Annotated in this window: 15 protein-coding genes, 1 tRNA gene and 8 pseudogenes; 18 read left to right on the forward strand and 6 right to left on the reverse strand. The window is 34.3% G+C overall.

From position 1 onward, the window contains the following. Positions 1-140: 140 nt before the first annotated feature. From PVV63_RS02110 to PVV63_RS02120, 3 genes and pseudogenes are all read left to right on the forward strand, one after another. Positions 141-1,229 carry a 2'-deoxycytidine 5'-triphosphate deaminase gene (locus PVV63_RS02110; protein WP_273790427.1) on the forward strand — a complete coding sequence of 363 codons (1,089 nt, stop codon included), beginning with the start codon at positions 141-143 and terminating at the stop codon, positions 1,227-1,229. Positions 1,230-2,379: 1,150 nt separating this feature from the next. Continuing rightward, a complete protein-coding gene (gene lldD, locus PVV63_RS02115) occupies positions 2,380-3,528 on the forward strand; it encodes an FMN-dependent L-lactate dehydrogenase LldD (RefSeq protein ID WP_273790428.1) in 1,149 nt (382 codons plus the stop codon). A gap of 2,652 nt (positions 3,529-6,180) precedes the next feature. Then, a pseudogene (locus PVV63_RS02120) lies at positions 6,181-6,622 on the forward strand (integrase); the annotation flags it as partial. Positions 6,623-7,276: 654 nt separating this feature from the next. Here PVV63_RS02120 and PVV63_RS02130 read toward each other — a convergent pair. Next, positions 7,277-7,464: pseudogene (locus PVV63_RS02130) on the reverse strand (hypothetical protein). A 275-nt stretch (positions 7,465-7,739) separates the two neighbouring features. On the opposite strand from PVV63_RS02130, the pseudogene PVV63_RS02135 reads away from it, so the two are divergent. Then, positions 7,740-7,942 (forward strand): annotated as a pseudogene (locus PVV63_RS02135) (helix-turn-helix transcriptional regulator). Between the two features lie 99 nt (positions 7,943-8,041). On the opposite strand, the gene PVV63_RS02140 reads toward PVV63_RS02135, so the two are convergent. After that, a tRNA-Thr gene (locus tag PVV63_RS02140) sits at positions 8,042-8,117 on the reverse strand. A gap of 457 nt (positions 8,118-8,574) precedes the next feature. On the opposite strand from PVV63_RS02140, the gene PVV63_RS02145 reads away from it, so the two are divergent. From PVV63_RS02145 to PVV63_RS02175, 6 genes are all read left to right on the forward strand, one after another. Continuing rightward, positions 8,575-8,709 carry a SlyX family protein gene (locus tag PVV63_RS02145; protein WP_273790429.1) on the forward strand — a complete coding sequence of 45 codons (135 nt, stop codon included), beginning with the start codon at positions 8,575-8,577 and terminating at the stop codon, positions 8,707-8,709. Between the two features lie 1,069 nt (positions 8,710-9,778). Next, a complete protein-coding gene (locus PVV63_RS02155; protein WP_273790431.1) occupies positions 9,779-11,206 on the forward strand; it encodes an amino acid permease in 1,428 nt (475 codons plus the stop codon). Between the two features lie 40 nt (positions 11,207-11,246). Continuing rightward, complete coding sequence (locus tag PVV63_RS02160; protein ID WP_273790432.1) at positions 11,247-11,927, forward strand: energy-coupling factor ABC transporter ATP-binding protein; 681 nt, start codon at positions 11,247-11,249, stop codon at positions 11,925-11,927. Next, positions 11,924-12,580, forward strand: a complete 657-nt coding sequence (locus PVV63_RS02165) for an energy-coupling factor transporter transmembrane protein EcfT (protein WP_273790433.1) — start codon at positions 11,924-11,926, stop codon at positions 12,578-12,580. Before PVV63_RS02160 ends, PVV63_RS02165 begins: the two co-directional genes overlap by 4 nt. Then, the gene (locus PVV63_RS02170; protein WP_273790434.1) at positions 12,577-13,134 is read left to right on the forward strand and encodes a biotin transporter BioY; all 558 of its coding nucleotides are present in this window, start codon (positions 12,577-12,579) and stop codon (positions 13,132-13,134) included. The genes PVV63_RS02165 and PVV63_RS02170 overlap by 4 nt, the downstream gene beginning before the upstream one ends. Positions 13,135-13,391: 257 nt before the next feature. After that, positions 13,392-13,958 (forward strand): biotin transporter BioY, encoded by a 567-nt coding sequence (locus tag PVV63_RS02175; protein ID WP_273790435.1) that lies wholly within the window; start codon positions 13,392-13,394, stop codon positions 13,956-13,958. 21 nt (positions 13,959-13,979) lie between these two features. On the opposite strand, the pseudogene PVV63_RS02180 reads toward PVV63_RS02175, so the two are convergent. Then, a pseudogene (locus PVV63_RS02180) lies at positions 13,980-14,155 on the reverse strand (single-stranded DNA-binding protein); the annotation flags it as partial. A 526-nt stretch (positions 14,156-14,681) separates the two neighbouring features. On the opposite strand from PVV63_RS02180, the gene PVV63_RS10450 reads away from it, so the two are divergent. From PVV63_RS10450 to PVV63_RS02195, 3 genes are all read left to right on the forward strand, one after another. Continuing rightward, positions 14,682-14,861, forward strand: coding sequence for a hypothetical protein (locus PVV63_RS10450; RefSeq protein ID WP_273790436.1), 180 nt, complete (start codon positions 14,682-14,684; stop codon positions 14,859-14,861). Positions 14,862-15,338: 477 nt separating this feature from the next. After that, the gene (locus PVV63_RS02190; protein ID WP_273790437.1) at positions 15,339-15,641 is read left to right on the forward strand and encodes a hypothetical protein; all 303 of its coding nucleotides are present in this window, start codon (positions 15,339-15,341) and stop codon (positions 15,639-15,641) included. Then, positions 15,632-16,042 carry a hypothetical protein gene (locus tag PVV63_RS02195; protein WP_273790438.1) on the forward strand — a complete coding sequence of 137 codons (411 nt, stop codon included), beginning with the start codon at positions 15,632-15,634 and terminating at the stop codon, positions 16,040-16,042. The genes PVV63_RS02190 and PVV63_RS02195 overlap by 10 nt, the downstream gene beginning before the upstream one ends. Here PVV63_RS02195 and PVV63_RS02200 read toward each other — a convergent pair. Next, positions 16,035-16,564, reverse strand: a pseudogene (locus PVV63_RS02200) (hypothetical protein). The gene PVV63_RS02195 and the pseudogene PVV63_RS02200 sit on opposite strands and share 8 nt — an antisense overlap. 575 nt (positions 16,565-17,139) lie before the next feature. Then, on the reverse strand, positions 17,140-17,388 hold the full coding sequence (locus tag PVV63_RS02205; RefSeq protein ID WP_273790439.1) for a hypothetical protein: 249 nt from the start codon (positions 17,386-17,388) through the stop codon (positions 17,140-17,142). Positions 17,389-17,576: 188 nt separating this feature from the next. Here PVV63_RS02205 and PVV63_RS02210 point away from each other — a divergent pair. The 4 genes and pseudogenes from PVV63_RS02210 to PVV63_RS02225 form a co-directional block, all read left to right on the forward strand. After that, positions 17,577-18,522 (forward strand): annotated as a pseudogene (locus PVV63_RS02210) (DUF637 domain-containing protein); the annotation flags it as partial. A 513-nt stretch (positions 18,523-19,035) separates the two neighbouring features. Next, entirely contained in the window at positions 19,036-19,266 is a 231-nt protein-coding gene (locus tag PVV63_RS02215; protein ID WP_273790440.1) for a hypothetical protein, read from the forward strand. A gap of 135 nt (positions 19,267-19,401) precedes the next feature. Beyond that, positions 19,402-19,755 carry a hypothetical protein gene (locus PVV63_RS02220; RefSeq protein WP_183194745.1) on the forward strand — a complete coding sequence of 118 codons (354 nt, stop codon included), beginning with the start codon at positions 19,402-19,404 and terminating at the stop codon, positions 19,753-19,755. 6 nt (positions 19,756-19,761) lie between these two features. Beyond that, positions 19,762-21,693: pseudogene (locus tag PVV63_RS02225) on the forward strand (DUF6990 domain-containing protein); the annotation flags it as partial. Here PVV63_RS02225 and PVV63_RS02230 read toward each other — a convergent pair. Then, a pseudogene (locus PVV63_RS02230) lies at positions 21,690-22,733 on the reverse strand (DEAD/DEAH box helicase family protein); the annotation flags it as partial. The pseudogenes PVV63_RS02225 and PVV63_RS02230 overlap by 4 nt on opposite strands. A gap of 1,329 nt (positions 22,734-24,062) precedes the next feature. On the opposite strand from PVV63_RS02230, the gene PVV63_RS02235 reads away from it, so the two are divergent. Continuing rightward, the coding region (locus PVV63_RS02235; protein WP_273790441.1) for a POTRA domain-containing protein at positions 24,063-24,625 on the forward strand (563 nt) is incomplete at its 3' end.

Consider the following 24,625-nt stretch of genomic DNA (forward strand, 5'->3'; position numbering starts at 1 on the left):
TACAATACCTCCTATTTTATTTTATGTTAACAAATCAGTTGGAAAAAACATAGAAATAGTTTTTATCACTTTAAAATAGCTTGCACCAATTTATCATCTAGGTCAAAAAAGAAACAATGTAAAAAGGGAAGGCAATATATATGGCGCGTATAAGCGGTATTTTAGCAGATAGTGATATACAAGCTTTGATTGAGAATAACGTTCTCAAGGCTCAGTATCCATTTGATAGATCTCAAATACAACCAGCAAGCCTTGATCTTCGTTTAGGGGAGAAGGCTTATCGTATACGTGCTTCTTTTATGCCGGGCCCTAATACAAAAGTTTTGGATAAGCTTGAACGGTTAAAGTTGCATGAGTTTGACTTACGAGACGGAGCCGTTTTGGAAACGGGGTGTGTTTATATTGTTCCTCTTTTGGAAAGTTTAGCGTTACCAGAATTTTTATCTGCTGTTGCCAATCCCAAAAGTTCTACAGGCCGATTAGATATTTTTACACGTGTTATTACGGATAATGCTCAAGAGTTTGATAAAATTTGTGCTGGTTATCATGGTCCACTTTATTTGGAAATTAGTCCACGCACATTTCCAATTTTAGTGCATACAGGCTCACATTTATCACAGCTTCGGTTTAGAAAAGGGCAAAGTTATTTAAATGAAATAGAGTTGCACACTTTGCAAAGGCAAGAAACACTGATATCGGATGATTTTCCTAATATTAGTGTTGGTGGTATTGGTCTTTCCATTAATTTAAAGGGAGACGAAAACGGGCTTATAGGTTATCGTGGTAAACATCATACAAGTGTTATTGATATTGATAAACGTGCTGTTGCCCACGTTTTAGATTTTTGGGAACCTCTTTTTGATCGTGGTCAGAGGGAGTTGGTTCTTGATCCTGATGAATTTTACATTTTAGTTTCCCGAGAGTCTGTTCATGTGCCTCCACTTTATGCCGCAGAAATGACTCCTTTTGATCCTTTAGTTGGTGAGTTTAGGGTGCATTATGCAGGCTTTTTTGATCCAGGATTTGGGCATAAGGAGGCGGGTGGAAAAGGAGCAAGAGCGGTTTTAGAAGTGCGGAGCCATGAAGTTCCTTTTATCTTAGAGCATGGTCAAATTATTGGCCGTTTGGTCTATGAGCATATGCTTAATCGACCATCAACCCTTTATGGACATGATGTTGGATCACATTATCAAGCACAGGGTTTAAAGTTGTCCAAGCATTTTAAATGAGTTGGGAACCACGAATTTTGATAACATGTATGCAGAAAGCGTATTTTAGATAAAAGAAAATTTTATCCTTCATAAAACCGACGTCATGCATTTTATTTTCAGTTTTCAAAGTTATGGTTTTGTATTTGAGAGGGTATGAGAGGCATTTTTACTTCTTTTTTAAAGAGGTTTTATCTATACAAACTCCATTTATGATGTGCAAAAGAATAGTTTTGGTTATTTCATTATGACAAAATCTACAATGAAAGAATTTTACTATATTCAATATGTTATTCATATTTATTATTATAATAAATCAATAGGTTAATAAAATTCAATATAACAGTAGCGTATTCACTTTTCAAAGTAAATATGCGAGATTGGATGCTACACTTGGCGCCATTTTTCTAGAGCTTAAATGACCAGTATATTTTATTTCGTATAAAAATTATCCTTAAGAGCTAATAAATAAGTTTTTCACTACAGTTTAGTAACAATTTTTTTAAACATTGTTCTAATTTTAGTAACTCATTTATAGCCTCAAGATATAATATTGCTAGAAAATTATTCAATTAAATATGAAGAGCTTCTATTAGTATGAACATTAAAAGTTTTTTTATGCTTTATGTGAATTAGACACTGTATATTTTTATAAACTTTCATGAACAAGTAACAGGTCTCAGTTTTGAATATTGATATAAGAAGATTTATGGATGTATGCGACAGCTTTATTTACAGTATTAATAAAGGATTTTTTCATCTTTTGGGGGAGATTATGGTTTATACTTAATGACACTCTATATTCTTAATAACTGATAATGTAAGGACCTTTGGAGGGAGAAACGACTTTAAATTATAACTAATTAAGCTACGGAGCAATCGCTTTCGAAGAGGTATTGGTTTAACGAGAGTATAACATTTCAATTGCACATGAACGATATATGAGTAGATACGTTATTAATGATACTACATACTGTGAGATTTTAAATTTGGATAAGAGAAATAAAGACGTTGTTTTTATCAATTAGTTTTTTTAGAAAGTTGCAATCTCTGTTGCTTTTATCTATTCAATAGAGCGTTTTGGGAGGATGTCGAATAGGTAGGTATACGGATTCGCTTTTATGCGTTTTAGGATGTTTTCTTTTTTTATTTAGGAACAATGGTGCCATCAATGATTATTTCTTCAACACTTGATTATCGTAAAGCAGCAAAGCGTCGTCTTCCTCCCTTTCTTTTTCACTATATTGATGGTGGGGCTTATGCTGAAGAAACGATGCGACGTAATTGTACAGAACTTCAAGCACTTGCACTGCGTCAAAGGATTCTAAGGCAAGTTGGTGAAGTTGATCTTTCAATCAAGCTTTTTGATCAGACACTTGATTTACCGATTGTACTTGCACCTGTTGGGCTAACGGGCATGTATGCACGTCGTGGAGAAGTAAAAGCAGCGCGTGCCGCAGCGGCAAAAGGGATTCCTTTTACTCTATCCTCTGTTTCAGTTTGTCCCATTGCGGAAGTACAAGAGGCGGTTGGAGATGCATTTTGGTTTCAACTTTATGTTCTCAAAGATCGCGGTTTCATGCGTGATGCACTAGAACGGGCTTGGTTGGCTGGTGTACGCACGTTGGTTTTTACAGTTGATATGCCAATTCCTGGTGCACGTTATCGTGATGCGCATTCGGGAATGTCTGGTCCTTATGCTGGTTTACGCCGTTTTTTACAAGCTTTGACTCATCCATATTGGGCTTGGAACGTTGGTGTTATGGGGCGCCCTCATGATCTTGGAAATGTCTCCACTTATCTCAAAAAGAAAATTGCATTGGATGATTACGTTGGTTGGCTTGGTGCAAATTTTGATCCATCAATTGGTTGGCATGATCTACAATGGATTCGCGATTTTTGGAAAGGAAAAATGATTTTGAAAGGTATTCTTGATCCAGAAGATGCGCGAGAAGCAGTAAAATTTGGTGCGGATGGTATTGTTGTTTCTAATCACGGCGGACGTCAGCTTGATGGTGTATTATCAACAACACGAGCGTTGCCTGCAATTGCGGATGCTGTAAAGGATCATTTGACTATTTTAGTGGACTCAGGTGTTCGTTCTGGTCTTGATGTTGTACGCATGATAGCACAAGGTGCGGATGCTGTTATGATTGGTCGTGCTTTTGTTTATGCGCTTGCAGCAGCAGGTAAGAAAGGTGTTATGCATCTCCTTGATCTTTTTGCTAATGAAATGCGGGTAGCTATGACACTGACCGGTACTCAGACAATCAAAGATATTACACGCAAGAGTTTAGTAAATATAGATGTTTTTAAGTAACGAAATCAATATGTTATACTTATTTTAGAAAAAGAAAGTCTTTTTATAGAGGAGCATAATTATATACTTTACAAATATGTTGATAGTTAAATTTAAATAGAAAAGATCAAGAAGCTCCTCTATAAAATCACAGAAAATACTAAGTAACTACAATAATACTAAGTAACTACAATAATATTAACGCAAAAATCTTAATAATAATAAACACAAAAAAAATACTAATAACATTGCATACATCTTTTATTTACGTTATTAACAGCTCATTCTATGGATAAAAAGGAACAAGCGCTGATATTAAAGGCAAAACAACTGTTGATATAGAAAAAATAGATATAAATAATGCTGTGAGCATTTTTCCCTCCTATATATAAAAATATAATATATTAATCACTCTTTTCCACATTAGCATAAAATATAAACCTCATTTAGTTTTATTTTAATATAGAATAATATTAATTATGTTATATAAATAAAATTATTAAAAATGTCAATATGTATTTATTGTAATATTTAATTATAATAAAATTTTATCAATATAAATAATGTTTCTATAATCTATATATTATTTATATTAATTTTATTGAATAAGATATTATAAGGATATGATATTGTTTTTATGGAGTACGTTTTTAAGCAATGAAAAAAATACCTGTACTATCTTTAAAAAAAGCTGGTTTACTGAGAGCAAGACTGCGTGAATTAATGTGCTTTTCTTGCATACTCAATGATTTATGATGTTTTTGAACTGGCGAACATATTAGGAAGCAGTTGAATATTTTTTTGTATAGTATGTCATTTCTAACACTATTTATGTGTTCTAGATTTATTTCATAATTTGTTAAAAATATCCAGTTTATTTTTATTACAGATGGGGTCGTTGTGTATTCATAATGATACAAATTGGCATAGAATGTTTTGTTCCATAATCGATTTAACAATTACATCTCCAAGCTTCTCCATGGATACTATGCTCTTCACAGACAACAACAGATTGGTGAGATTGGCATAACTCTAGCACAGATATATTATCTCAAAGTTGAATTGTTGGCACACTTGTAATTATTGGGATAACTTCATGTTTTTTGAAGCTCTTCAGTAATATAAAGACAAATCTGAACAGTTTTTTCAGTAGCAAGTAAGAGAATATCTTTTCCTTTTTTTAACAGAAGTTTTGCTGATATCAATTTTTAAAGCATTTTTATGAATATTCATAACAGCACGCTTTCCTAAACCTATATAAACGGGTACAAGATTACTCAGATTAGCAGTTTCCATTTGATCTAATTACTACTCATAAGTAATTGAATAGTATTTACTTTATCGCTGAATAAAAAAGAAAAGTTTTTCTCTCTTTCAAGAGAGGATGGGTTGTCATCTAGCCAATAGGGATAGTTTGCGAGCAATTTGTTCGATGCTAGATAATTTAAATTGCAGTTACTTTTTATCACTTGAAGCTGTGAAAAGAAGGCGAAGATAGATGAAAGAATGTAAAAAATGATGGATACATTTTAGGATAAAAAATTATAATCCTGTTAATTCCACACCTGTTGCAGCTGATATTGGTGGCAAAAGAAATTTTACCAAAAAATTATCAAAATTATTGAGGACATTCCTCATGGCATGTAGACTAAACCTTTTTGTTGGTATGGGTGGGATTTTCTTTGAGCTGAAATTGATTCTATCCCCTGAAATCAGCAATAATCTCTCAGGTTATGGCGTAAACTTTTTGGGGATGTTTCAACACCACTATCGTCCTTTTATGAAAAATGTTAGCATTTCAGATAAGCAGCTGTGAGGAGTTTCAACGTTTAATACAGCGAGATCCAGAAACTCTCACGGATTTAGAACGGGCTTCAAGATTTTTATATTTACAGCGATTAAGTTTTTGAGAGAAAGTAAATCGTACGATGAGAGGTGAAACCCATCGTAGCGCGCGGGGGCTTAAGCCCTTACAATTTGAAGGCGTGCTAAAACTTATTTTCCTCTGTTTAGCAGGTGTTAGCATATTTTTATTGTGCGTTATGATCGTCTAAAAATCTTGTTCTATCTTTTACCACTTTAATTGTGGTTCTGAAGGTTATAAAGAAAGGATTTTTATAAGCGAGAGGATTATCAGCCGATGTCTAAGCTGTTTGCATAAATAAAGGGGAGTTTTTTGTCTTTAAGCAATATGCTAGAAATTCAAAAAACTTTAGTTAACTTCATAAAAGAGATTACACCATCTTATACAGATTGCTCTGCAAATAACACAATTGCTGGTAAGGAATGGGGCATCACCAATTTTGATTTCTAAAAAAGAAACAATACGTATTAAATAGTCTTTAACTTTACAGACTTTTTAAGAATCCTTTCAGAACCTTTTGAAAAAAGTGAATTGATAGAAGATTTTCTATCAAAATATAGCAACTTTTCTAACAAGTTACGAATAAATCTAAAAATATATATTAAATATAAAAAACAGTGCGATATGCGGGCTGTCTGGGCTTTAGAAATAAGAATCAAAGCGTATAAAGATGCATAGAGGTGAGATTGAGACATATCATTTTTATGATTCAATAAAAAAATTAAAGAAAAAATTCTATATCAAAAATTGAAGGTAGTTTAAAAGGTGGACGAGCAATGCATGGAAGGATGAGCGAGAAGGTGAATTAGGTGAGGGCGATTTATAGATTATCAGTATCTTTGTAAAAGTACCTTCTCAAGATAAATATTGTGATAAAGTAAGATTGTGGTTGAGTGTCGAAAAGATAATACGCGCTCTTAATTTTTCCGTTATACACATCAAAATAAACGCCATGAAAGGCACGGTCCTATTACAAACTTTCTCTAAGAGCAGTACATGAGTTTGCAAGATATTACAGTGATATTTTAAAAGAAGGATTTTATTTCAGGAAGAAATTGTCTTAAAATAGCAAAGCAATATTTTCCAAGAAATTGCCAGGCCAATTTTGAAAGTAAAAAAGCTAAGTTAAAAAATAAAAGAAAAAATGGTTGTTGGTTTTCTCTACTGGAGTTGCATGTTATTTCCCACATAGGAAATTTACCTATAGAAAAATTAACAGCCAAGATCATTCACAATGTGTTCCCGCCACTTTAGCATGAAAAAGCAGATATAGTGCGAAAGTATTTGCCTTATCGTCAACATCATTATTATAATTAGGAAGCTGAAGCAACGTCATTTACAAATCACATAAAGCCTATACCATTATTCATTATATAGTTCCGTAGATTGCTTTTCTTCAAGCATCCGGCTCCTAGATATTATTTTTGTTGAAAACAGAACCTTTGTGTATGATCAGTTCTTTGAACGACGATAGTAGTGCTATCCATAAAATCTTTTCTCATCTTCTTTTGATAAGATAACAAAGATGCCCTTAGAATACATCAATAGACTTAATCATTTTACACAAATATAACCTGTTGAATCCTTTAGTTTCAACTTAAACGTCCCTTAGTCACTCTAATTAAACCCAATCGACCACCAGAGTGTTTTAATCCTTTAAGTGCTTTTACTTTCTAATCTGAATGTATCCACCTCTTTTAAATCTTTTCATTGATAGATGTTTCAGAGAAATTATATTTTTATCACTTTATTTTCCGTTTATGTCTCCAATCACATAAACGTTCACCTTGTTCATTATGTTTTAAAATATCTCTCGCCAAATTTGGACTAATGACATTGATATCTTGTCGATTCAAATAAATTGGCAGCCATCCAATACAAGAAGTTCATTCATTCGTCGCGCAACTAGCTAGAAAGCTTAGTGCGCACATCAGCATCACTTTTCTATTAATTTCATTTTCTATCTCAAGCCGTGTTATCGCTATCTTGAAAGCTTCCTTTGTTTGCTTTTGCTTCTCAACTTTTTTCCCAAGAAAAAAGGCTTTGACTAAAGCTATAAGAAAAGCTGCTATGATCGCTGACCTCACCGTCAGATATTTTTTTCCATATGAATAACGCTTTTGTCTTTTTCATATGAAGCATTTTGTGGGGTGTTCGGGTCCAATGGTATCACCTTTGTCTGGTGTTGTATTGGCTACGTTTCCAGCAGCGTCTTAAGCAAATCAATCAAGCTATTGAAATCTTTTTAGAGGCAATAGCACAAGAGACAAAAAAGATTTTGACAAAAAGCCGCTTAAAGATATAGGAAGTTCTCTCCTCCTAGCCCCCCAGCCCATTTACATAACATAAAAAAGAGAAAGGCAATGAAATGATATTTGATGATGGCGATAGATATGTAACAATCCGTGAATGTGCACAGCTTTTTAGTGTATCCACAACAACGATTCGCCATTAGATGCCTCAGGTGTATTTCCAAAGCCATGCAAGCTAGGGAGAGCAGTAAGGTGAAGGAAAAAAGAGATTTTAGCATTCACTTCAACGAAAAATAAGGAGAAAATAAGAACAAATTAGGTAAAATTATATAAACTGTAGAAGGTGGTCTAAAAGGTGGTCTGAAAATGGCTATTTAAAGAAAAAATCTATATATTTCAATATGTTTAAGAAATAAAATGGTGCCGCATGCCGGATTCGAACCAGCGACCCCATCATTACGAATGATGTGCTCTACCAACTGAGCTAATGCGGCATAGGTTTGTAAGTCAATGAAACAAAACTAATTTGAGGGTAATAGCTAAAAGTACGTATAAAAGCAAGAATGCATTTTTTCAATAATTTATAAATATGATAATAATTTGAAGGAGAAGTATGTAAAAGTCAGAGGAAAGTATTCTTTGACCTTAATGCTATAAAATGCTTTCCAATTTAGATAACACTTAAATTAAGAAGCTGGGAATGTAGATCTTTAGGATGAAAAATGGTGTCACGATATCTTAGTAAAGATAAAAACATTTTCTGGTTCTTGAGAAAGAAATTTGTTGCATAAGTGATTGGGAAAATAAAGATCATCATAAACCCTTTATAATGTGCAAATAAGATGAGTAGAATTAGTTTAAAAGTTACTTCTCATTTTTATGGGAAGAAAAAGGGAGGAGGATTAATAAAATTATTAATCACGTTTTTTTATTTAAGAGGGAGTAAAAATCATGTCGGATGAAGATCGGCTGATAGAACTAGAAATGAAGCTAGCTTACCAAGAAAAATTCATTGAAGAACTTTCTCGAGAGGTAATTAATCAATGGAAAAGTTTGGATGAGATATCTAAAAAGTTGATATTTTAGTGAGACGATTTTCAGATTTAAAAGAACAGAGTGTTACTGAAGCTGTTATCTTACCATTTTCTCAATAGGGAGAAGGTGCGAAATATTTTTTATCATAATTGCAATTATTTACAGATGAGTTTTTATTTCACGCATTTTGTTAGACTTGTAGAATAATTTTTATAAGCTTCTTCATTAATTCTAATAAGTTCTAATCTTATAAGGAGAGCTGATATTAGAAGACGTTTTTTTACATGGGGTTTCTAGTACGAAAATTAAGAAAAGTTTTTGTAGAGTATAAAGAAGCAGCCATAGAAAAATATATGAACTGCAATATTTTAAGTTTTTTCTGTACAGAGTTTTCTTATAGGTGGGAGGTAGATTTATTCGCTAATTTTTTTAAATTGATACAAATGAAGTGATGTTATCGTTATCTATAGAAATCATAAGTGAGCGTCTATATTTATAATAAAGCGTTTTAATTTGTTCTGATGATCAAGTGATTTTCAGTTGTTTTATAGAGTGAGGGGTTTTAAGCGACATCGATTATGTTATAGGACAGAGAGCTCTAGAAGTTTTTTTCAAGATCAAATGTACTCTTCGTTATATGTATATGATATTTTGTGAAAAGGCTTTTGTTTTTCGTAATTTAAGATACAAAATACTATTGCTAAAGCACCAAAGATAGACCATGCGGGTAAATAAGTGAGAGTAATGCAAATTGAGGACAGAAAATCAGGCATTACCTTGCATAGAGATTGATTAAGGTGATAGATATCTGTTTGCAGAAGGTTTATTAAAATTTTATTAAAGGGGGTTGTTGTCCAATGTGATGTGATTACAGAGTGTGCGTTATCAATGACCAATGCTATAATGGTTAGTGTAACGAAAATGAAGGACATTAATTTAAATAAAGGGTGGAGCATATTTTTTCTTAAAACTTCAACGGGACATACGTATAATGCACAAAAAAATGAGGAGTTGCATTATGATGAGAAAATAAGTTTACGTTTGTTTTGTGTTTTTTGAAAGAGGTGCCTAATTTTTCAATAAAAGTTGAGGTTAAGTTCAACAAAAGTAGTGAGGCATGATGTCTGAAAAAAAGCACGAGGAATTGAAGCGTAGCCTTCAAAATCGCCATGTTCAAATGATTGCTTTGGGTGGCGTTATTGGGACGGGACTTTTTTATGGGTCAACCGAGGCAATTCAATTAGCTGGTCCCTCAGTTATTTTATCTTATCTTGTCGGCGGGCTTATTATGTATTTCATTATGCGAATGCTTGGTGAAATGTCAGTAGAAGAACCGTCTTCAGGAGCATTTAGTTTTTTTGCTTATAAATATTGGGGGAGATTAGCTGGTTTCATAACAGGTTGGAATTATTGGTTTCTTTATATTCTTGTGAGCATGGCTGAACTTACAGTGATAGGGTTTTACCTTGATCATTGGATTTTGATTGATCATTGGAAGACATCTTTCATTGTTCTTTTATTTGTTACATTTGTTAATTTGTTTAATGTTCGTTTTTATGGAGAATTTGAATTTGTTTGCGCTTTGATCAAAGTGGCTGCTGTTATTGGTATGATTATTTTGGGAATTTTTCTCATTGTCACTGGACTAGGGGAAAATCAAGCGAATATTCATTATCTTTGGGACCATGGCGGTTTTTTCCCTTATGGAGCAGTAGGGGTTGTTTTAGCAACTTCTGTAGTAATGTTTTCTTTTGGAGGAACGGAGCTTATTGGTATTGCTGCTGGAGAAGCATCTAATCCACAAAAAACAATTCCAGCGGCTATTCGTCAAGTTATGTGGAGGATTATAATTTTTTATATTGGTTCTATCAGCGTTATTATGATAATCAGCCCTTGGAATATGATTGGAAAAAATGGTAGTCCTTTTGTCACAATTTTCGAGACTATAGGAATTCCTGCTGCTGGTCATATTTTGAATTTTGTGGTGATTATGGCTGCTATTTCTGTTTACAATAGTGGCATTTATTCTAATGGCCGTATGCTTTATAGTTTAGCTGTACAAAAAAATGCACCACATATTTTTAGTAAACTGAGTGCTGCTCGTGTTCCTTATATTGCTATCCTTTTTTCATCATTATGTACGGCGTTGATTGTCGTTGTTAATGCTCTTGTTCCTGATAATAGTTTCATGCGGATCATGGCTCTTGCAACTGCAGCAGCAGTGATTACTTGGGCTATTATTGTTATTGTTCATTTGAAATTTCGCAATGCATATAAGAACAGAAAGGGCGATTTTATTTATGCATTTGGTTTATATCCTTACGCTAACTATCTTTGCCTCAGCTTTCTTGCTTTATTGTTTTGCATTATGTTTGTCAGTGGTTTTAGGCAAAATGGATTGATGACTCGACTTTTTGATATGATAGGAATAAGCGTGCCTTTTCTTGAAACATATATTCCTGTACAGATGCCTGATATGAGTTTGGCAGTCATTATCATTCCTCTATGGTGCTTGTTATTACTTTTAGGTTATAAACTGAAACGATAGAGAAAGAAGAGCTAATAAAAGGGATTGATTGGAATAAACTTTGGGGATTATAAAATTTGATGAGGTAACACAAGTTTTTGGTGATTTGTGTGTTTTAAGAAATATTACTGTACAGCTTACCGAAAGACGAATTGCTATTATAGGTGCGAATGGTTCTGGAAAAAGTACATTTGTTCGTCTTATTAATGGGCTCCAATTACCATCTCATGGTTTTGTAAGCGTTGATGGGCTTGATACAAAACGCGATGCAAAAGCAGTAAAGCGTAAAGTTGGATTTGTTTTTCAAAATCCAGATAATCAGATTGTTTTACCATTAGTTGAAGAGGACTTATCCTTTGGTCTCAAAAATTTAAAGCTTAATAAAGATGAAATTAAGGAGCGTGTAGATGAAATTTTACAGCGCTATGAACTTCAAGATTTCAGAAATCACGCTGTCCATTTATTAAGTGGTGGGCAAAAACAACTCGTTGCTATTTCCGGTGTAGTTGCAATGAAACCAGACTACATTATTTTTGATGAGCCGACGACATTACTTGATTTGCGAAATAAGCATCGCGTTACGCAAGTGATAGAAGAATTACCACAAACTGCAATAGTTGTATCGCATGATTTAGAGTTTTTGAAAAAGTTTGATAGAGTGCTGGTTTTTGATAAGGGGGAGATAGCAATTGATGATGTACCTTTTGTTGCTATAAAGGAGTATATAAGAAGAATGTCATGATCGGTTTATATATTCCGAGGGATACATTTATTCATAGGTTAAGGCCTGGAGTTAAGTTATTATTTCTTACGGCGTGTGGAACTTTTATAATAATGGTTTCTTCCATAGCGCTTCTTGGTTTATTTTTGTTGTTTGTCATCTTATTCTATAGAGTCGCCAAGATCCCTTTCAAAACTGTGATAAAGCAATTTAAATCGATGGGATTGCTTTTAGTTCTTCTATTTGTATTTCAAACTATTTTTAGCGGTTGGCTTACAGGGGTTGAGGTCATATTACGTCTTGTTATCCTCTTTTCTTTATCATCAGTTATTTCATTCACAACAAAAGTGTCAGATATGGTGGATGCAATTGAAGCAGGCCTCCAGCCCTTTCGTTGTTTTGGTATAAATCCATCAAAAGTGAGTATGGTTATCTCTATGGCGATCAGGTTTATTCCTCTTTTGAGTGAAAAGTTTAATGAGGTGCATGAAGCACAGCAAGCACGGGGACTTAATACTAACATTGTTGCTCTTGCGATACCTTTAATTATACGGACCATAAGAATGGCGTCAGAAGTGGCTGAAGCATTGGAAGCGCGTTCTTATGATGCTGATACTATTGATACAGCATCTCGTAATAATCAGAGTTTTTATAGTAAAAGAAGAATTAAATGAATACAAAAGATTTAGTTTATATTGCTTTATTTGCCGCTATTTATGCTATTTTGGGCCTTTTCCCTTCTATTTATCTTCCTTTTCTTCTAGGGGTACCTGTTACAGCTCAATCGATGGGACCGATGCTAGCAGGGTCTATACTTGGGGCAAAAAGGGGTGCTTTAGCGTCACTCCTTTTTCTTGTTCTTGTTGCGATTGGATTACCTCTGTTGTCTGGTGGTCGTGGTGGAATCAGTGTCTTTTCAGGGATTGCAAGTGGTTATTTAATAGGTTTTCCATTTGCCGCATTTTTTATTGGTTTAATGGTAGAGTTGTTTTGGCAGCGGTTAAATTTTATAACATTATTTATGATAAATACTTTTGGTGGCATTGGGATAGTTTATTCTTTTGGGGTTCCATGGACAGCGTATATGACCAAAGTTTCTTTACTGAATGTTTTAATGGCTTCATCAGTTTTTTTGATAGGCGATTGTTTAAAAGCGTTGATTGCATCCTTTATTGCACTCGCGATTAAAAGATCTGTTCCTCTCATGCATTCAAAGCATAATAACTAAAATAAATGTATTATTTTGTTATGCTGTTGTTATATAATATTCGTATATCACTATTATTGAATTTAACTATAGTAATTTATGATATAATTAAACATTGTAGAATCTAATATGATTTATATAAGTAATATTATTAAAATAAATTATTATAATATTTTTCTCTATATCTAAGGCATTTAAAGTGTACTTTTATAAATCTGATACTTTTTATTAATTGTACAACAATAACGAAAGCTTTTCCCTAGTGAAGGAATAATTCAGTGAATACAAAGGATTTGGTTTATATTGCTTTATTTGCCGCTATTTACGCTGTTTTGAGTCTTTTTCCTCCTCTTTATCTTCCTTTTTTGCTGGGTGTCCCTATTACAGCTCAGTCTATGGCTCCGATGTTAGCAGGCTCTATACTTGGAGCAAAAAGGGGAGCGTTAGCATCACTTCTTTTCCTTGTTCTTATTGCAATTGGGTTACCTCTATTGCCTAGTGGTCGTGGTGGAATTAGTGTTTTTTCAGGAGTTACAAGTGGTTATCTGATTAGTTTTCCATTTGCTGCATTTTTTATTGGCTTTATGGTAGAATTGTTTTGGCAGCGGTTAAATTTTATAATATTATTTATGATAAATACTGTGGGTGGCATTGGGATAGTCTATTCTTTTGGAATACCATGGGTAGCGTATATGACACAGGTTCCTTTTCTGACAGTTTTAATAAGTTCATTAGGTTTTTTTGTTAGTGGTTTCTTGAAAGTGCTGATTGCATCCTTTGTAGCGTTGACCATAAAAAAAACCGTTCCTCTCATTCATTCGGAAAAAGGGGCAGTTTTGTACTGAAGAACAAGTTTTGCCAAATGTATGTAGATTAAAAAGCACCACGGAATACCATTTTGTTTTGTCACTTTTTTATTGGTATTTTTATCTGCATAGCTCTCAGAGGTAGCCATACGAAAATTGAATGTTTCGGCACCAAAATTCTTTTTTCTTTCAGGAGCAGCCCCTAAATAGCCAATTAATATCATTTTATTCAACAGGCTTGTAAGTTTTATTCGATTTGCATATTATATGCATAAAGCCTTAGAATAATTTATTATTTTTTTAATATTTTTAGTTAATTAATCACTAATTTTAAAAGTGTTAAATTATATTAATTGTATAAAAACATGGATAATTTAGTGTTCATCTAAAAACTCTTGATGTATATAGTGCCCTTATAAATGTATTAATATAAGGTATAAAAATGAGATTTGAATGGAATGAAGCTAAAACAAAAAGTAATCTTAGAAAGCACCGTGTAAAGTTTTGAAATAGTTGCATGTGTTTTTTCGGACCCATTCTCCATAACTAAACAAGAACGTATTGAAAACGGAGAGTATGGTTAGCAAGCTTTAGGGCTCATGGATGGTTTTTTATTATTATTCGTAGCGCATACTGTCCATGACGATAAAAATGGTATAGAGGTAATCCGTATTATTTCAGCACGGCGAGCCAACTTGAAAAAAAGGAAACGTTATAAAGAAGAAAGTTCGTTATGAAATTGAGGTAGGTAACTTATCAGCTTTGACAGATGAACAGAGAGTTGAAATTGATAAATTGGCTGTAATGTCAGATAGTGCAATTGATCATAGAGATATTCCGTCACTCAATGATGTGTTCTGGAAAAATGCCGTTCGCAATCCATTCTATAAACCACCCAAAACTGTCACAACAGTGCGTGTGGATTCAGACGTTCCAGCGTGACTTTAAAAGTCAAGGGAAAGGATATCAAATGCGTATTAACGCCATTTTACGTGATACTATGCTTCGTTCAATGCACTGATTTCTCCTCCACTTAAAAGCCGGGAAGGGGGAGCCCATATTCTAAAAATCTAAGCAGCTTTCACTGCAGAGTTCTCTAAAATTCGTATTGCTTTGCAATTAAAATTGTATAGCTTCGATCTTTAACTAACTGATTCTAAACAATACAATATATTTTGGATACACTATCTTCCCATAATCACTAAGATAACTTGGGAAGCACCTGCCATCTGATAAGACTATAGACATTGTAATTATGTTAACTTTATGAATACCATTAACTTTCTTTCTTATAAATATAAAATAGATCCAGCCTCAGAATTAGTTAATATCAATGATGCTGATAAATTTTTATAGGAAAGAAGATACGATTTTAACTGTGATAATCAATGTGCTACTTTAATAATCGAAAATTTTTCTGTGAACTCGAAGATCTGCTATTGGATTTATGTTTTAACGGGAGAAAATAGTCCTTATAATCCTGAAGTTATTGATTCTGAAAACGATTTTCAGAATATTCCTAACCCACGTTCTAAAAATCAGATTGAACAGAATAAGCAATATTTTGGAATTTTGATTCCTATAGAGTTTACTCTTTTTTCTTCAAATAAAGAGTTAAACAAATTCTTGCAGCTACACTACAAAAAATCTTTTCCCCCGAAAACGATTGATATCTCACCTGATATTGTTGGTAAGGAAGAGTTCGAAAAAAATTGCTTTTAATTAAAGAAATAAAACTGAAATATACACAACCAAAACAATTAGATTTTTTTGCAATGCAATCAGAAGACAACTTGCTAAAGATGGCTAAACTTTTGTTGGGTGAATTTCCCACGGATGATTATTCTGAAATGGAACTTGACTTGGGTATCAAATTTAAAGAAAAAAATAATTTAAAGAATTATTTTTTGAATCTTTTTAAAAAATATAAATTAAATCCAGCATTTAAAAACATAAGTTTTGTTGGAAAGACACATAATAATTTTGATATAATCTTTAATACTGAAACTTTTCAACATAAATTTGCTATTAAAACAAGTAAAAATGATAATGGTATGTATAATGAAGGTCATATAAAAGAAAAATTAAATCATGAAATCGTAAGTTTTACTGTATCTATTTAATAGAGCTCTGTAGCGTGTAAATAGATATATTTATTAAACTGCGTGTACGCAACATAAGGAAGAATACACAGACTAAAAAAAAGTACCAAATTATGGTATTTGAATATCCAAGAGCAATATCTAAGTACCAAAGTATGGTATCCAATGAAAAAGAAAACTTGTGCTCCACGTACTTAGAAATGACAGGCAAAGAAACAGTTTCTTTATAAATACTTGGGAAAATTAAAACGACAAGCGCTAAAATTATTAACTTTAGGAGACTGTGCATATACTGATATAACTCACATGTTAATCTCTTCCAACCTGTTGTATTGCCGCATTTATATTGTGGGTTGTTTTGCAACTCAGAAGGGATATTAGAATTGCGTAAAATTGCAAAAACAGTTGTTACGATCACCAAAAAAATAGACGCGAATGTCAAAATACCCTGAATAAGTCAAGATTTTTTCTTATTCCTAAAAAACATACAAATATAAAAATTATAACGCCAAACAAGGCTTTTCTCTTCTTATCTGTAAACATATTTATTTCCTGTGAAAAAATTATGATCTCAATTTCTTAAATTATTTTCTGATATAAAAACACAAACTACCTTTTAGTCTTTTTAGCATTTGCTTTTCTTTTAATAGCAATGTCTTCTATTGCATCCAGTTGCTTTTAATATTTTAGTTAACCTCGTCTATGATTTATCTATAGTTGATGATAGCTTTAAACACAGAGCTCCATAATCCCAAACTCTTGCTTGCATTTTGATACCAAAATCCACCTTTCAACAAAGCCCATCGCACTGGCAACCCTTTCATAAAGATTAAAGAAAAGCTCTGTTATTTCAAAAGTACACGAAAGGGAATCATAATTGCCGCAATATTTTTTGCGCTGATGCTGGCTACTCATGTTTTAAAAAACAAATATTTTGAAATTCGCGTATCCTAAAATCCTTAATTTGTATTAATGGATTTATTTACTTTATAAATTTGATACTATAGAGCTATTTTAGCTTCTAGAAATATATTGTACATTAAAAAAACTTTTTAATCACTCTTTAAATGCATATCCAATCCAAAAATGATCAGCACTTTTCACTATTTTGCTACTTTTTAGAAATCTATTTTAAACTCTCCTATCATTAGTTCATGAAGAGTTTTGGTGCGTGAAAGAAGGTCTTTTTCAATCTCTTCACAATACTTAGAAAAATCTGTTGCTCTTGGAATGATTTTTTTAGACATGCTTTCTACGTTGCTCTGCAAAATGCGTTTTAAGGACTCTTTCAAAATCAATAAGGAAATACCTTTGAGTTCAGTTTGATAAGCTTGAGAAGAGGTATTATAGTCCATATATTTTTGCATGTGGAAGCTACCACAAGAGAACAAGCGAAAAGTATTAGAGATATCATCATTTGAAGCTTTTACAGCAATAAACCTGTGAAGCCATATGCAAGTCTCAAGTGCATTTTCTTCATTCGATTTTTGTTTTTAATTTTCCATACGACACACGGCTATTTCAGGCTATTACTTTGGGTTGATTAAGATTTGTAAGGAAAGTTGATTGGCTAGCAGTTAAGGCTGAGTTTAAAGACTGGGATTATAAAACCCAAGGGCTGACAGAAGCCGGTGCAGCTATCGTGGCATTGGCTGTCACGGCGGTTACAGGCGGAGCAGCCTCGGGCGCTGCTAGTGCCATTACCGGTGCTTTGGGGCTTGGCTCGAGCACCGCCATGAATGCAGCGATACAGGCAGGTGTCCAAGCGCTGATTAACAAAAGCGCTGTGGCTTTTGTCAATAATCGCGGCAATATTGCCGGCGCCTTGCATGAGTTAGGTTCTTCCAAGAATGTTCTCAGCATTGTCTCATCGATGTTGACAGCGGGCTTAACCAGCCAAATAACGGAAATGGCTAGGTGTTGGACAATCTTTGCCAAAAACCGCTCCTTTTGTCGATCGTATCGCCCTTGAAGCGGAAAAGAACCTGATCAAAGCCGCCATTGGCACAGGCGTGCAAACGGCTCTTGAGGGCGGCTCTCTTGACAAGAACTTTTTTAACAATCTGCGCATCGCCCTGTCTGATACGGTTGGCAAATCATTGGCGGAAGAAATCGGCACCGCCAAGGCAGAAGGCAAAATAGACACGATCACACAAATCGTTGCCCACGCTGGTCTTGGCTGCTTAAAAGGCGCTGTTGCGAGCGGTGCTTGCTCTGCCGGTGCTGTGGGGGGTGCTGTGGGCGAAGCCACTGCTATGTTTCAGTTTCAATTGTGGTCCCCCAATTTTATACAAAAAGAAATAGCAGCATTGGATGGTCGTATTCCAACGGCAGAAGAACAAGCGCGTATAAATGCAAAGATTGAAGCACAGTTTGCTGACTTTAGCGATCATGCCATTGATGTCGCACGGGCTGTGGGGGGCTTTGCTGCTGCCCTTGCTGGTGGTGATGTTAATGCCGGAGCCGATGCCGCAGGTAATGCTACGGAGAATAATTTTCTTCCTGCGGTAGCAGCATTCATTGTGTCGCTTACACCAGAAGAGTTGGCAGCTCTGTCTCTTTTTATGGCTGGCGGAGCAACTGTTGTTGGATCCTCTAGCAATAAGACGGCTATAACGGATTTCCTTGGCTATTTGTTTGCATCGAAAAATGCAGAAGAAGACAGCGAAAAAACAAACCAAAACTCAAAAGAAGAAAAAAATAAAGCTTCTCAGAAGGAAAGTAAAAATAAGAAAAAAACGGAAACAATAAAGAACCACAAAACAATAATGATGGAAAGGGTAACATATTTGGACAAGTCAGGAAGCATCATGATAAAAAATGCGATGAGAAAAAACAAGAATTAAATGATGAAGGATGTAGAACATGCAAAACAGAAATAGTATTCAAAACTAAGACGGATAAGGGGGGGAGTAAGATCTCGTGCGGATATCGTTTATATAGAGAATAGTAAAATAAAAATTGGCGAGGTAAAAACGGGGAAGAATGCTAAATTAAGTGAACAACAAAAGATTTTGAAAGAGGCATATAAAAAAGGAAATGCAGAACCTACAAAAGGAAATTATATAAAATTTCTTAAAGATAACAAAGAGTTCTTAGAGAAATATCAAAAAGATTTCAAAGATTTTAAAGAAAGTAAGAAAGAATTAGAAAATGAGAATAGAAAATGGATTAAAGAACAATTGAATAATAAGTTAGACAAAACTGACGTTAACGTTTTTCATTATCCAGGACTTTTTGAATGAAAGTGAATAGCGATGCGAACTAAAGACGTGACAGAGATTTTAAAAACGCTTGGCTGGGAGACGAAAGATCAACTATTATTTACAGTGGTAGAACAGTATTAGCGTGAATAAACTGCGACTTATGGAGAATAATCTATGAACTTTTCGTTAAAAAAAATACATCGCCCTGATATTATTTATGTGGAGAAAGGTGTATTAAAAGTTATTGATATAAAAACTGGTAATTTTCAATTAACAGAATGTCAAAAAGATTTTGAAATAGCGTATAAAACAGGAGATGCAAAACCTTTTGGAAAAATTATGAAACGCTATCTAGGGGAAAATAAGGAACAGCTTAATAAATACCAAGAAGATTTGAAAAAATTTGAAGGAGATGCAGAGCTTCTGAAAGAGTTTAGAGACAATTGGAGTGAAAATCAAATAAACAAAGAGTGGAATAGAATAATTCCTTATACAGTTAGCTGTTATCCGGCGGTTGGAGAAGAGTGAAACATTATGCAAACTAAAGATGCAGCAGAAATATTAAAAAGTCTGGGCTGTGAGCTCTATCGTGATGAAGTAGGCGATACATTTGCCTATTATTATCTTCCGGATCGCATTGTGGATTTGAGCTATGGTGTGAAACATGAAACGGATGGTGAAAAATTTTGGTTATTAGCTAGTCTCACAACGGCTTCTTATAGTCTTGCTTGTGAATATTCTAGGGGGCAAAAGTCACGGTATGGATATATACTCTATCCAGAAATAGGTGATTTCGGGGTTACGGTACCGGATCTTTTAGAAAGTCATATTGAATCTGCTTTAAACAAAGTCATTACTTGGGCAAAAACACGAAATATTAAACAAAAATTACATGAAGAAGCTGCTAATCATTCTCTTGTTGCAAAGGCTCTTCTCGGCGAGATAGAAGCTTTAAGGAGTTATGAGTCTACGCCCAAAATAAACGTATCAGAATTTGCCGATTACGCAACCATGGAGTGGATTGATCGCCTTATTTTATTTGCACAGGCCTATAAAAATGGGGAATTAGACGATATTCTAACGCGCAATAAGCCAAAACAGCGCTCGATAAATCTCATCGCAGCAAGTCGCATCCTCAAAACGCGAGGATGGATTGCTATGGAACCTGAGAGAATGTTTCTCTCTTTGCCAGACCGTTTTATTCAATTTGATTTTGGCTTTATCCGTCTTCCTGATAATTACAATGTTCGTCTTGAAGCTGAAATATCTAATGAAATGATTTCTGTAGCTTGCAAATATATTCACTATAGGAGAGAATATAATTGGATACGACCTACGGATATTTATAAGTCTTTTAACACGATTGGAGGAGGTTTTTTTAGTGGTTTTGGCAAGGAAATTGATATTTGTGTAGAGGAATTGAATGAGCAAGAGTTGACAAAAATCTCTGAGCGGATAATACAATGGGCGCGTGCCCAAGATTTACAAGCATCAATAGAAAGCAAAACACGTGTTCAAAAGTATAGCTACAATATAGATATAGTCTGGCATTTGGCTTGCTTAGCGTTGACAGGTCGAATTGATATCCTGAAATCTTATAAAAATTTTCTAGAAGCTGGTACGATTTCTGAACATTTGGATGATGATTTGGATGATGATGAAGTAGAAAAATATGTTAACCATGCCGTTGAATTTTCTGAAAAACATCTGAAAATCCTTAATGAGCGAGAGTCAGCAGAAGCACATCTCAGTCCACAAGTTTTGATTACTTTCAATAAAGTTACAGAGCAATTAAAAGAAATGGGGTGGACAGTTTATCGCGATAAGAACTATGATCGCAATGCTTATTTTGTAAGTAAAGACCGTATCATCAATATAATGTATAACCTTCAAAGTGATGAAGAAGAGCCGATTGTTGTATTTAAGGCTTCGCTTTCAACACTTGGCTTTTCTACTGCTCATAGAGAGATGTTTCCTAGATTGCCCCAATATATAGCTCTCAAAGAGGCAGAAGAATTTTATACAGTTTCTAGTACTGAATTGGATGAAGGCAAGCTAAAGGAGATTTGTACAGATATACTTGAGTGGGCTGATCGGCAAAATGTCAATCAAATCATCTATGATTATGCCGCTTTGCCAACAAACAGTGAAGCTCACCTTGTGGCACGTCACTTTATAGCACTCATTCTGATTGGTGATATTGAAAAGCTCAAATTTTATAAGGAAAGTTTCAGGGCAAAGAACCATCTAGGCTTTGTGGAAGGTATCACGAAATATACGATTGACAACGCTCTTACTCTTGCACGGCGTTATCGGACTGGTTTTCCCAAAAACGCTCCGATTTTGAGTTTGGATGCGCAAACAGCATCTGTTGCTTCTAAAACAACTTCTGTTGAAGTGGCAGAGGAAGTGGATGAAGCAGATGACACTGATGATCGTCTTACCATGGAAAGTGTTCATGCACTTCCCAATACAACACCAGTTGTTCTATGCGCTTCATCACAAATGATCAGATCAAATTCGGGTAACTCATGGGTATTTTGTGCATCCGAAATCACTTGAATGGAATGATAGGTTGAAAAGATAACCGTCATTGCATCTGCGAGGTTTTCACAAGCTTCTTTGGCAAGGGCTTTTGCATCCGTGGTAGCAGGGAGAACAAGATCTGATGTTTCCATGCCAACAATATCATCTTGGTTTTTACGACGCTTGCCTACTTTCGTATCCGAACACACAGCAAAAGAACGCAAAGGTACTTGTGCATCGGCTGTCCATTCACGGATTGTTTGCGAGACTAAAGCCAGAGAAGGCACCAGAAACAAAACACGCTTGCCTTTTCCTGCTATGGTCTCTGCTATCTTAAGGCTAGTGAACGTCTTACCCGTTCCACATGCCATAATCAGCTTGCCACGGTCTGCTTCTTTTAACCCTTCACAGACTTTCTTGATGGCTTCTTCTTGATGGGGACGAGGCTCTTTTGTTGATTTCAGAACAATTTCTTTTTTCGTTGCAAATATTTGCCAGTCTATACGACTGTTTTCCATATGACGAAGGTCAATGCGATAAACGGGTATCGCTTGTCCTTTGATCATGGCATTCACATTATCACTTAATTCTACTTCCGTGGTATCAACGAGAAGACGATATTTGAAAATGTCTTTTCCAGATGCCGCGATAAAGCTATCAATATCCTTTTTACTAATCTGATGATCTGCTTTATAACACTTACACTGAATAGCCACATATCCTTCTTGATGACGAAGCTTAGCCACCAAATCAATACCGATATCATTTTTATTCCAACCTTCATGCTCTTTAGCCCATTCATAATAGCTCTCAACCGTTTCATATCGTCCAAAATGGAGAGGGTCATGCATAAGATAAGCCATGACAAGATTTTCAAACAATGTTCCCAATTCACGGGGTGATTTTGCTTGTTGACGATAATATTCTAAGAGAGAGCGTAAAGAGACATGTTCATGATCGGAATGATGAGGGCGAAGCATAAAGAATAAACTCCATAACAATATATTCTATTGATTAATTCTCTTCAAAAGAATCAAAACGAAGCTTATTAAATCCATTTTGAATGAATAGTGTGAAAAATGCGAAAAATGCTAAAAAGCGGATAAATTTTTTTCAAAAGGTTTTTTTGAAGGCTGTTTATCCACAGCCCATGAGAGAGATCAGATCAGCAAAATAGTGAAATTTGCTGTTTATTTGATGTGTTAATCAAGACAAATGCACCATGGGCTTTAAAATATCAGAATGAGTATTTTGATAAATTTTATGAATTATTTTATAGATAGGTTTTGAAGGTGTAAAAACCGTCAAAACCCCCTCAAAACGTATATTATTAGTTGAATTTATAGGTTGTAATGTCGATATAGGTTGTTTTTATTTTTTGCTATTTTTTTATATAAAAGCAGCAACCGTCAAAACTCAAAACCTCTTCAAAACTCATAACCATAATGATCTTGATAGCATTTCTTATGATTATACCCCCTTTCTTTTGAAAGGCTTAAAGGATCATATGCTTTTTTTAAGACGTGTTTTAATCACTCACTAAAATCATAAGGTTATCTATTAAAATGAACTGATAAAAATTCATACAAGGGATTTTAATAACGTAATCAGTTTTTACTTTCATACGCTTTTCATAAGCCACGTTTTAATTACTCAGTAAAATGATCACTTTTGTCAGTTCAATTTACTGACAGATAACTGACAAATATATATTATTGATTGTATTTATGGGTTGTATCATTAAAATACTAACATATTGAAATATAATGTTTTTAATTTTTTATCTCATTTAAAAAAATAGTATAGGCTCTAAAAAGAACTGACAACACTGACAAAACTCTTCTGATAAGGTCACTCAGATCATTTGCTTATGGAAAAAAGTTCCTTGATGAGAATGGCATAAAAAGAGTTTTGCGTGGTTGTCTTAAGACTTCAAAAGAGGTTCTTCATTGTTTTCTATGATGGTTTTTGACGACAGGATGTGCTTGATCGGATGATGTCTCATATATGCGTGTTGAGTGGCTTAGAGGAGCTGGAGAGTGAATTTATCTCTAATTATTGATAAATATATTGTAGCATTAAACTGGGGATATTGATGTATTAACCATTGACGGGCTAAACAGTTTTGGTTAAAGGTTTTTTTCATATAAATGTGGGGGAGAGATCTTCAGCAGTTAAAATAAAGCAGTTTTGGGTGTCACTTTTCTTTGGTAACAGAGGCATGTGCTTTTGTTAAAAGCGTCATAGGGCAGTGGCTGTTTTGAGTGGATTTATTAGCGGTTCCATGAAGTTCTTTTAAAGAGTGCTTCATGAATAATGCAAAGCGGGGGCAATCTGTATTGTTATTGATATTTTTACGCCAAAGTTCTCTTTTGAGAATTTTTCGTGCCATTGTTGTTTTCTTTGGCTTGTTTACAGGTGTAAATGTTTATGCGCGCTCCTCAGCTATTTTTTATTCCCCAACCGATAATTTTTCTCGCCAACAATCTGAGAAGCAGCAATTAGAAAGAATTGAGAAATTACGGTCTTTAACGCCTAAAAGGATCAAGACGCCTTCAGAGCAAAATCCAGAAACGCTTTTGGGTGGGAAACAATGTTTTCCCATTCATGCTATTATTGTTGAGGGAGTGCATCATGTCAAAAAGCGCTCTATATCAGCCGTAACAGAGCCTTATGTTGGAAGATGTATCGGTCTTTTTGATATTCAGCTCTTAATCAAGAAGTTAACCAAAGTTTATTTGGATCAAGGCTATGTAACGGCGCGTTTTTATATTCCCGATCAAGATATCAAAAACAGCAAGACGCTCAAATTTGTTGTCGTTGAGGGCAAGCTTTCAGATATTTACTATAATGGTTCACCGACGTCTCGTTA

It is taken from the genome of Bartonella sp. CM31XJBT, from assembly GCF_028618555.1.
Taxonomy (GTDB): Bacteria; Pseudomonadota; Alphaproteobacteria; order Rhizobiales; family Rhizobiaceae; genus Bartonella.

Coding starts and splice junctions, on each gene's coding strand:
- PVV63_RS02110 (WP_273790427.1), top strand. CDS start 141: ATGGCGCGTATAAGCGGTATTTTAGCAGATAGTGATATACAAGCTTTG.
- lldD (WP_273790428.1), top strand. CDS start 2,380: ATGATTATTTCTTCAACACTTGATTATCGTAAAGCAGCAAAGCGTCGT.
- PVV63_RS02145 (WP_273790429.1), top strand. CDS start 8,575: ATGTCGGATGAAGATCGGCTGATAGAACTAGAAATGAAGCTAGCTTAC.
- PVV63_RS02155 (WP_273790431.1), top strand. CDS start 9,779: ATGTCTGAAAAAAAGCACGAGGAATTGAAGCGTAGCCTTCAAAATCGC.
- PVV63_RS02165 (WP_273790433.1), top strand. CDS start 11,924: ATGATCGGTTTATATATTCCGAGGGATACATTTATTCATAGGTTAAGG.
- PVV63_RS02170 (WP_273790434.1), top strand. CDS start 12,577: ATGAATACAAAAGATTTAGTTTATATTGCTTTATTTGCCGCTATTTAT.
- PVV63_RS02205 (WP_273790439.1), bottom strand. CDS start 17,388: ATGCAAAAATATATGGACTATAATACCTCTTCTCAAGCTTATCAAACT.
- PVV63_RS02220 (WP_183194745.1), top strand. CDS start 19,402: ATGAACTTTTCGTTAAAAAAAATACATCGCCCTGATATTATTTATGTG.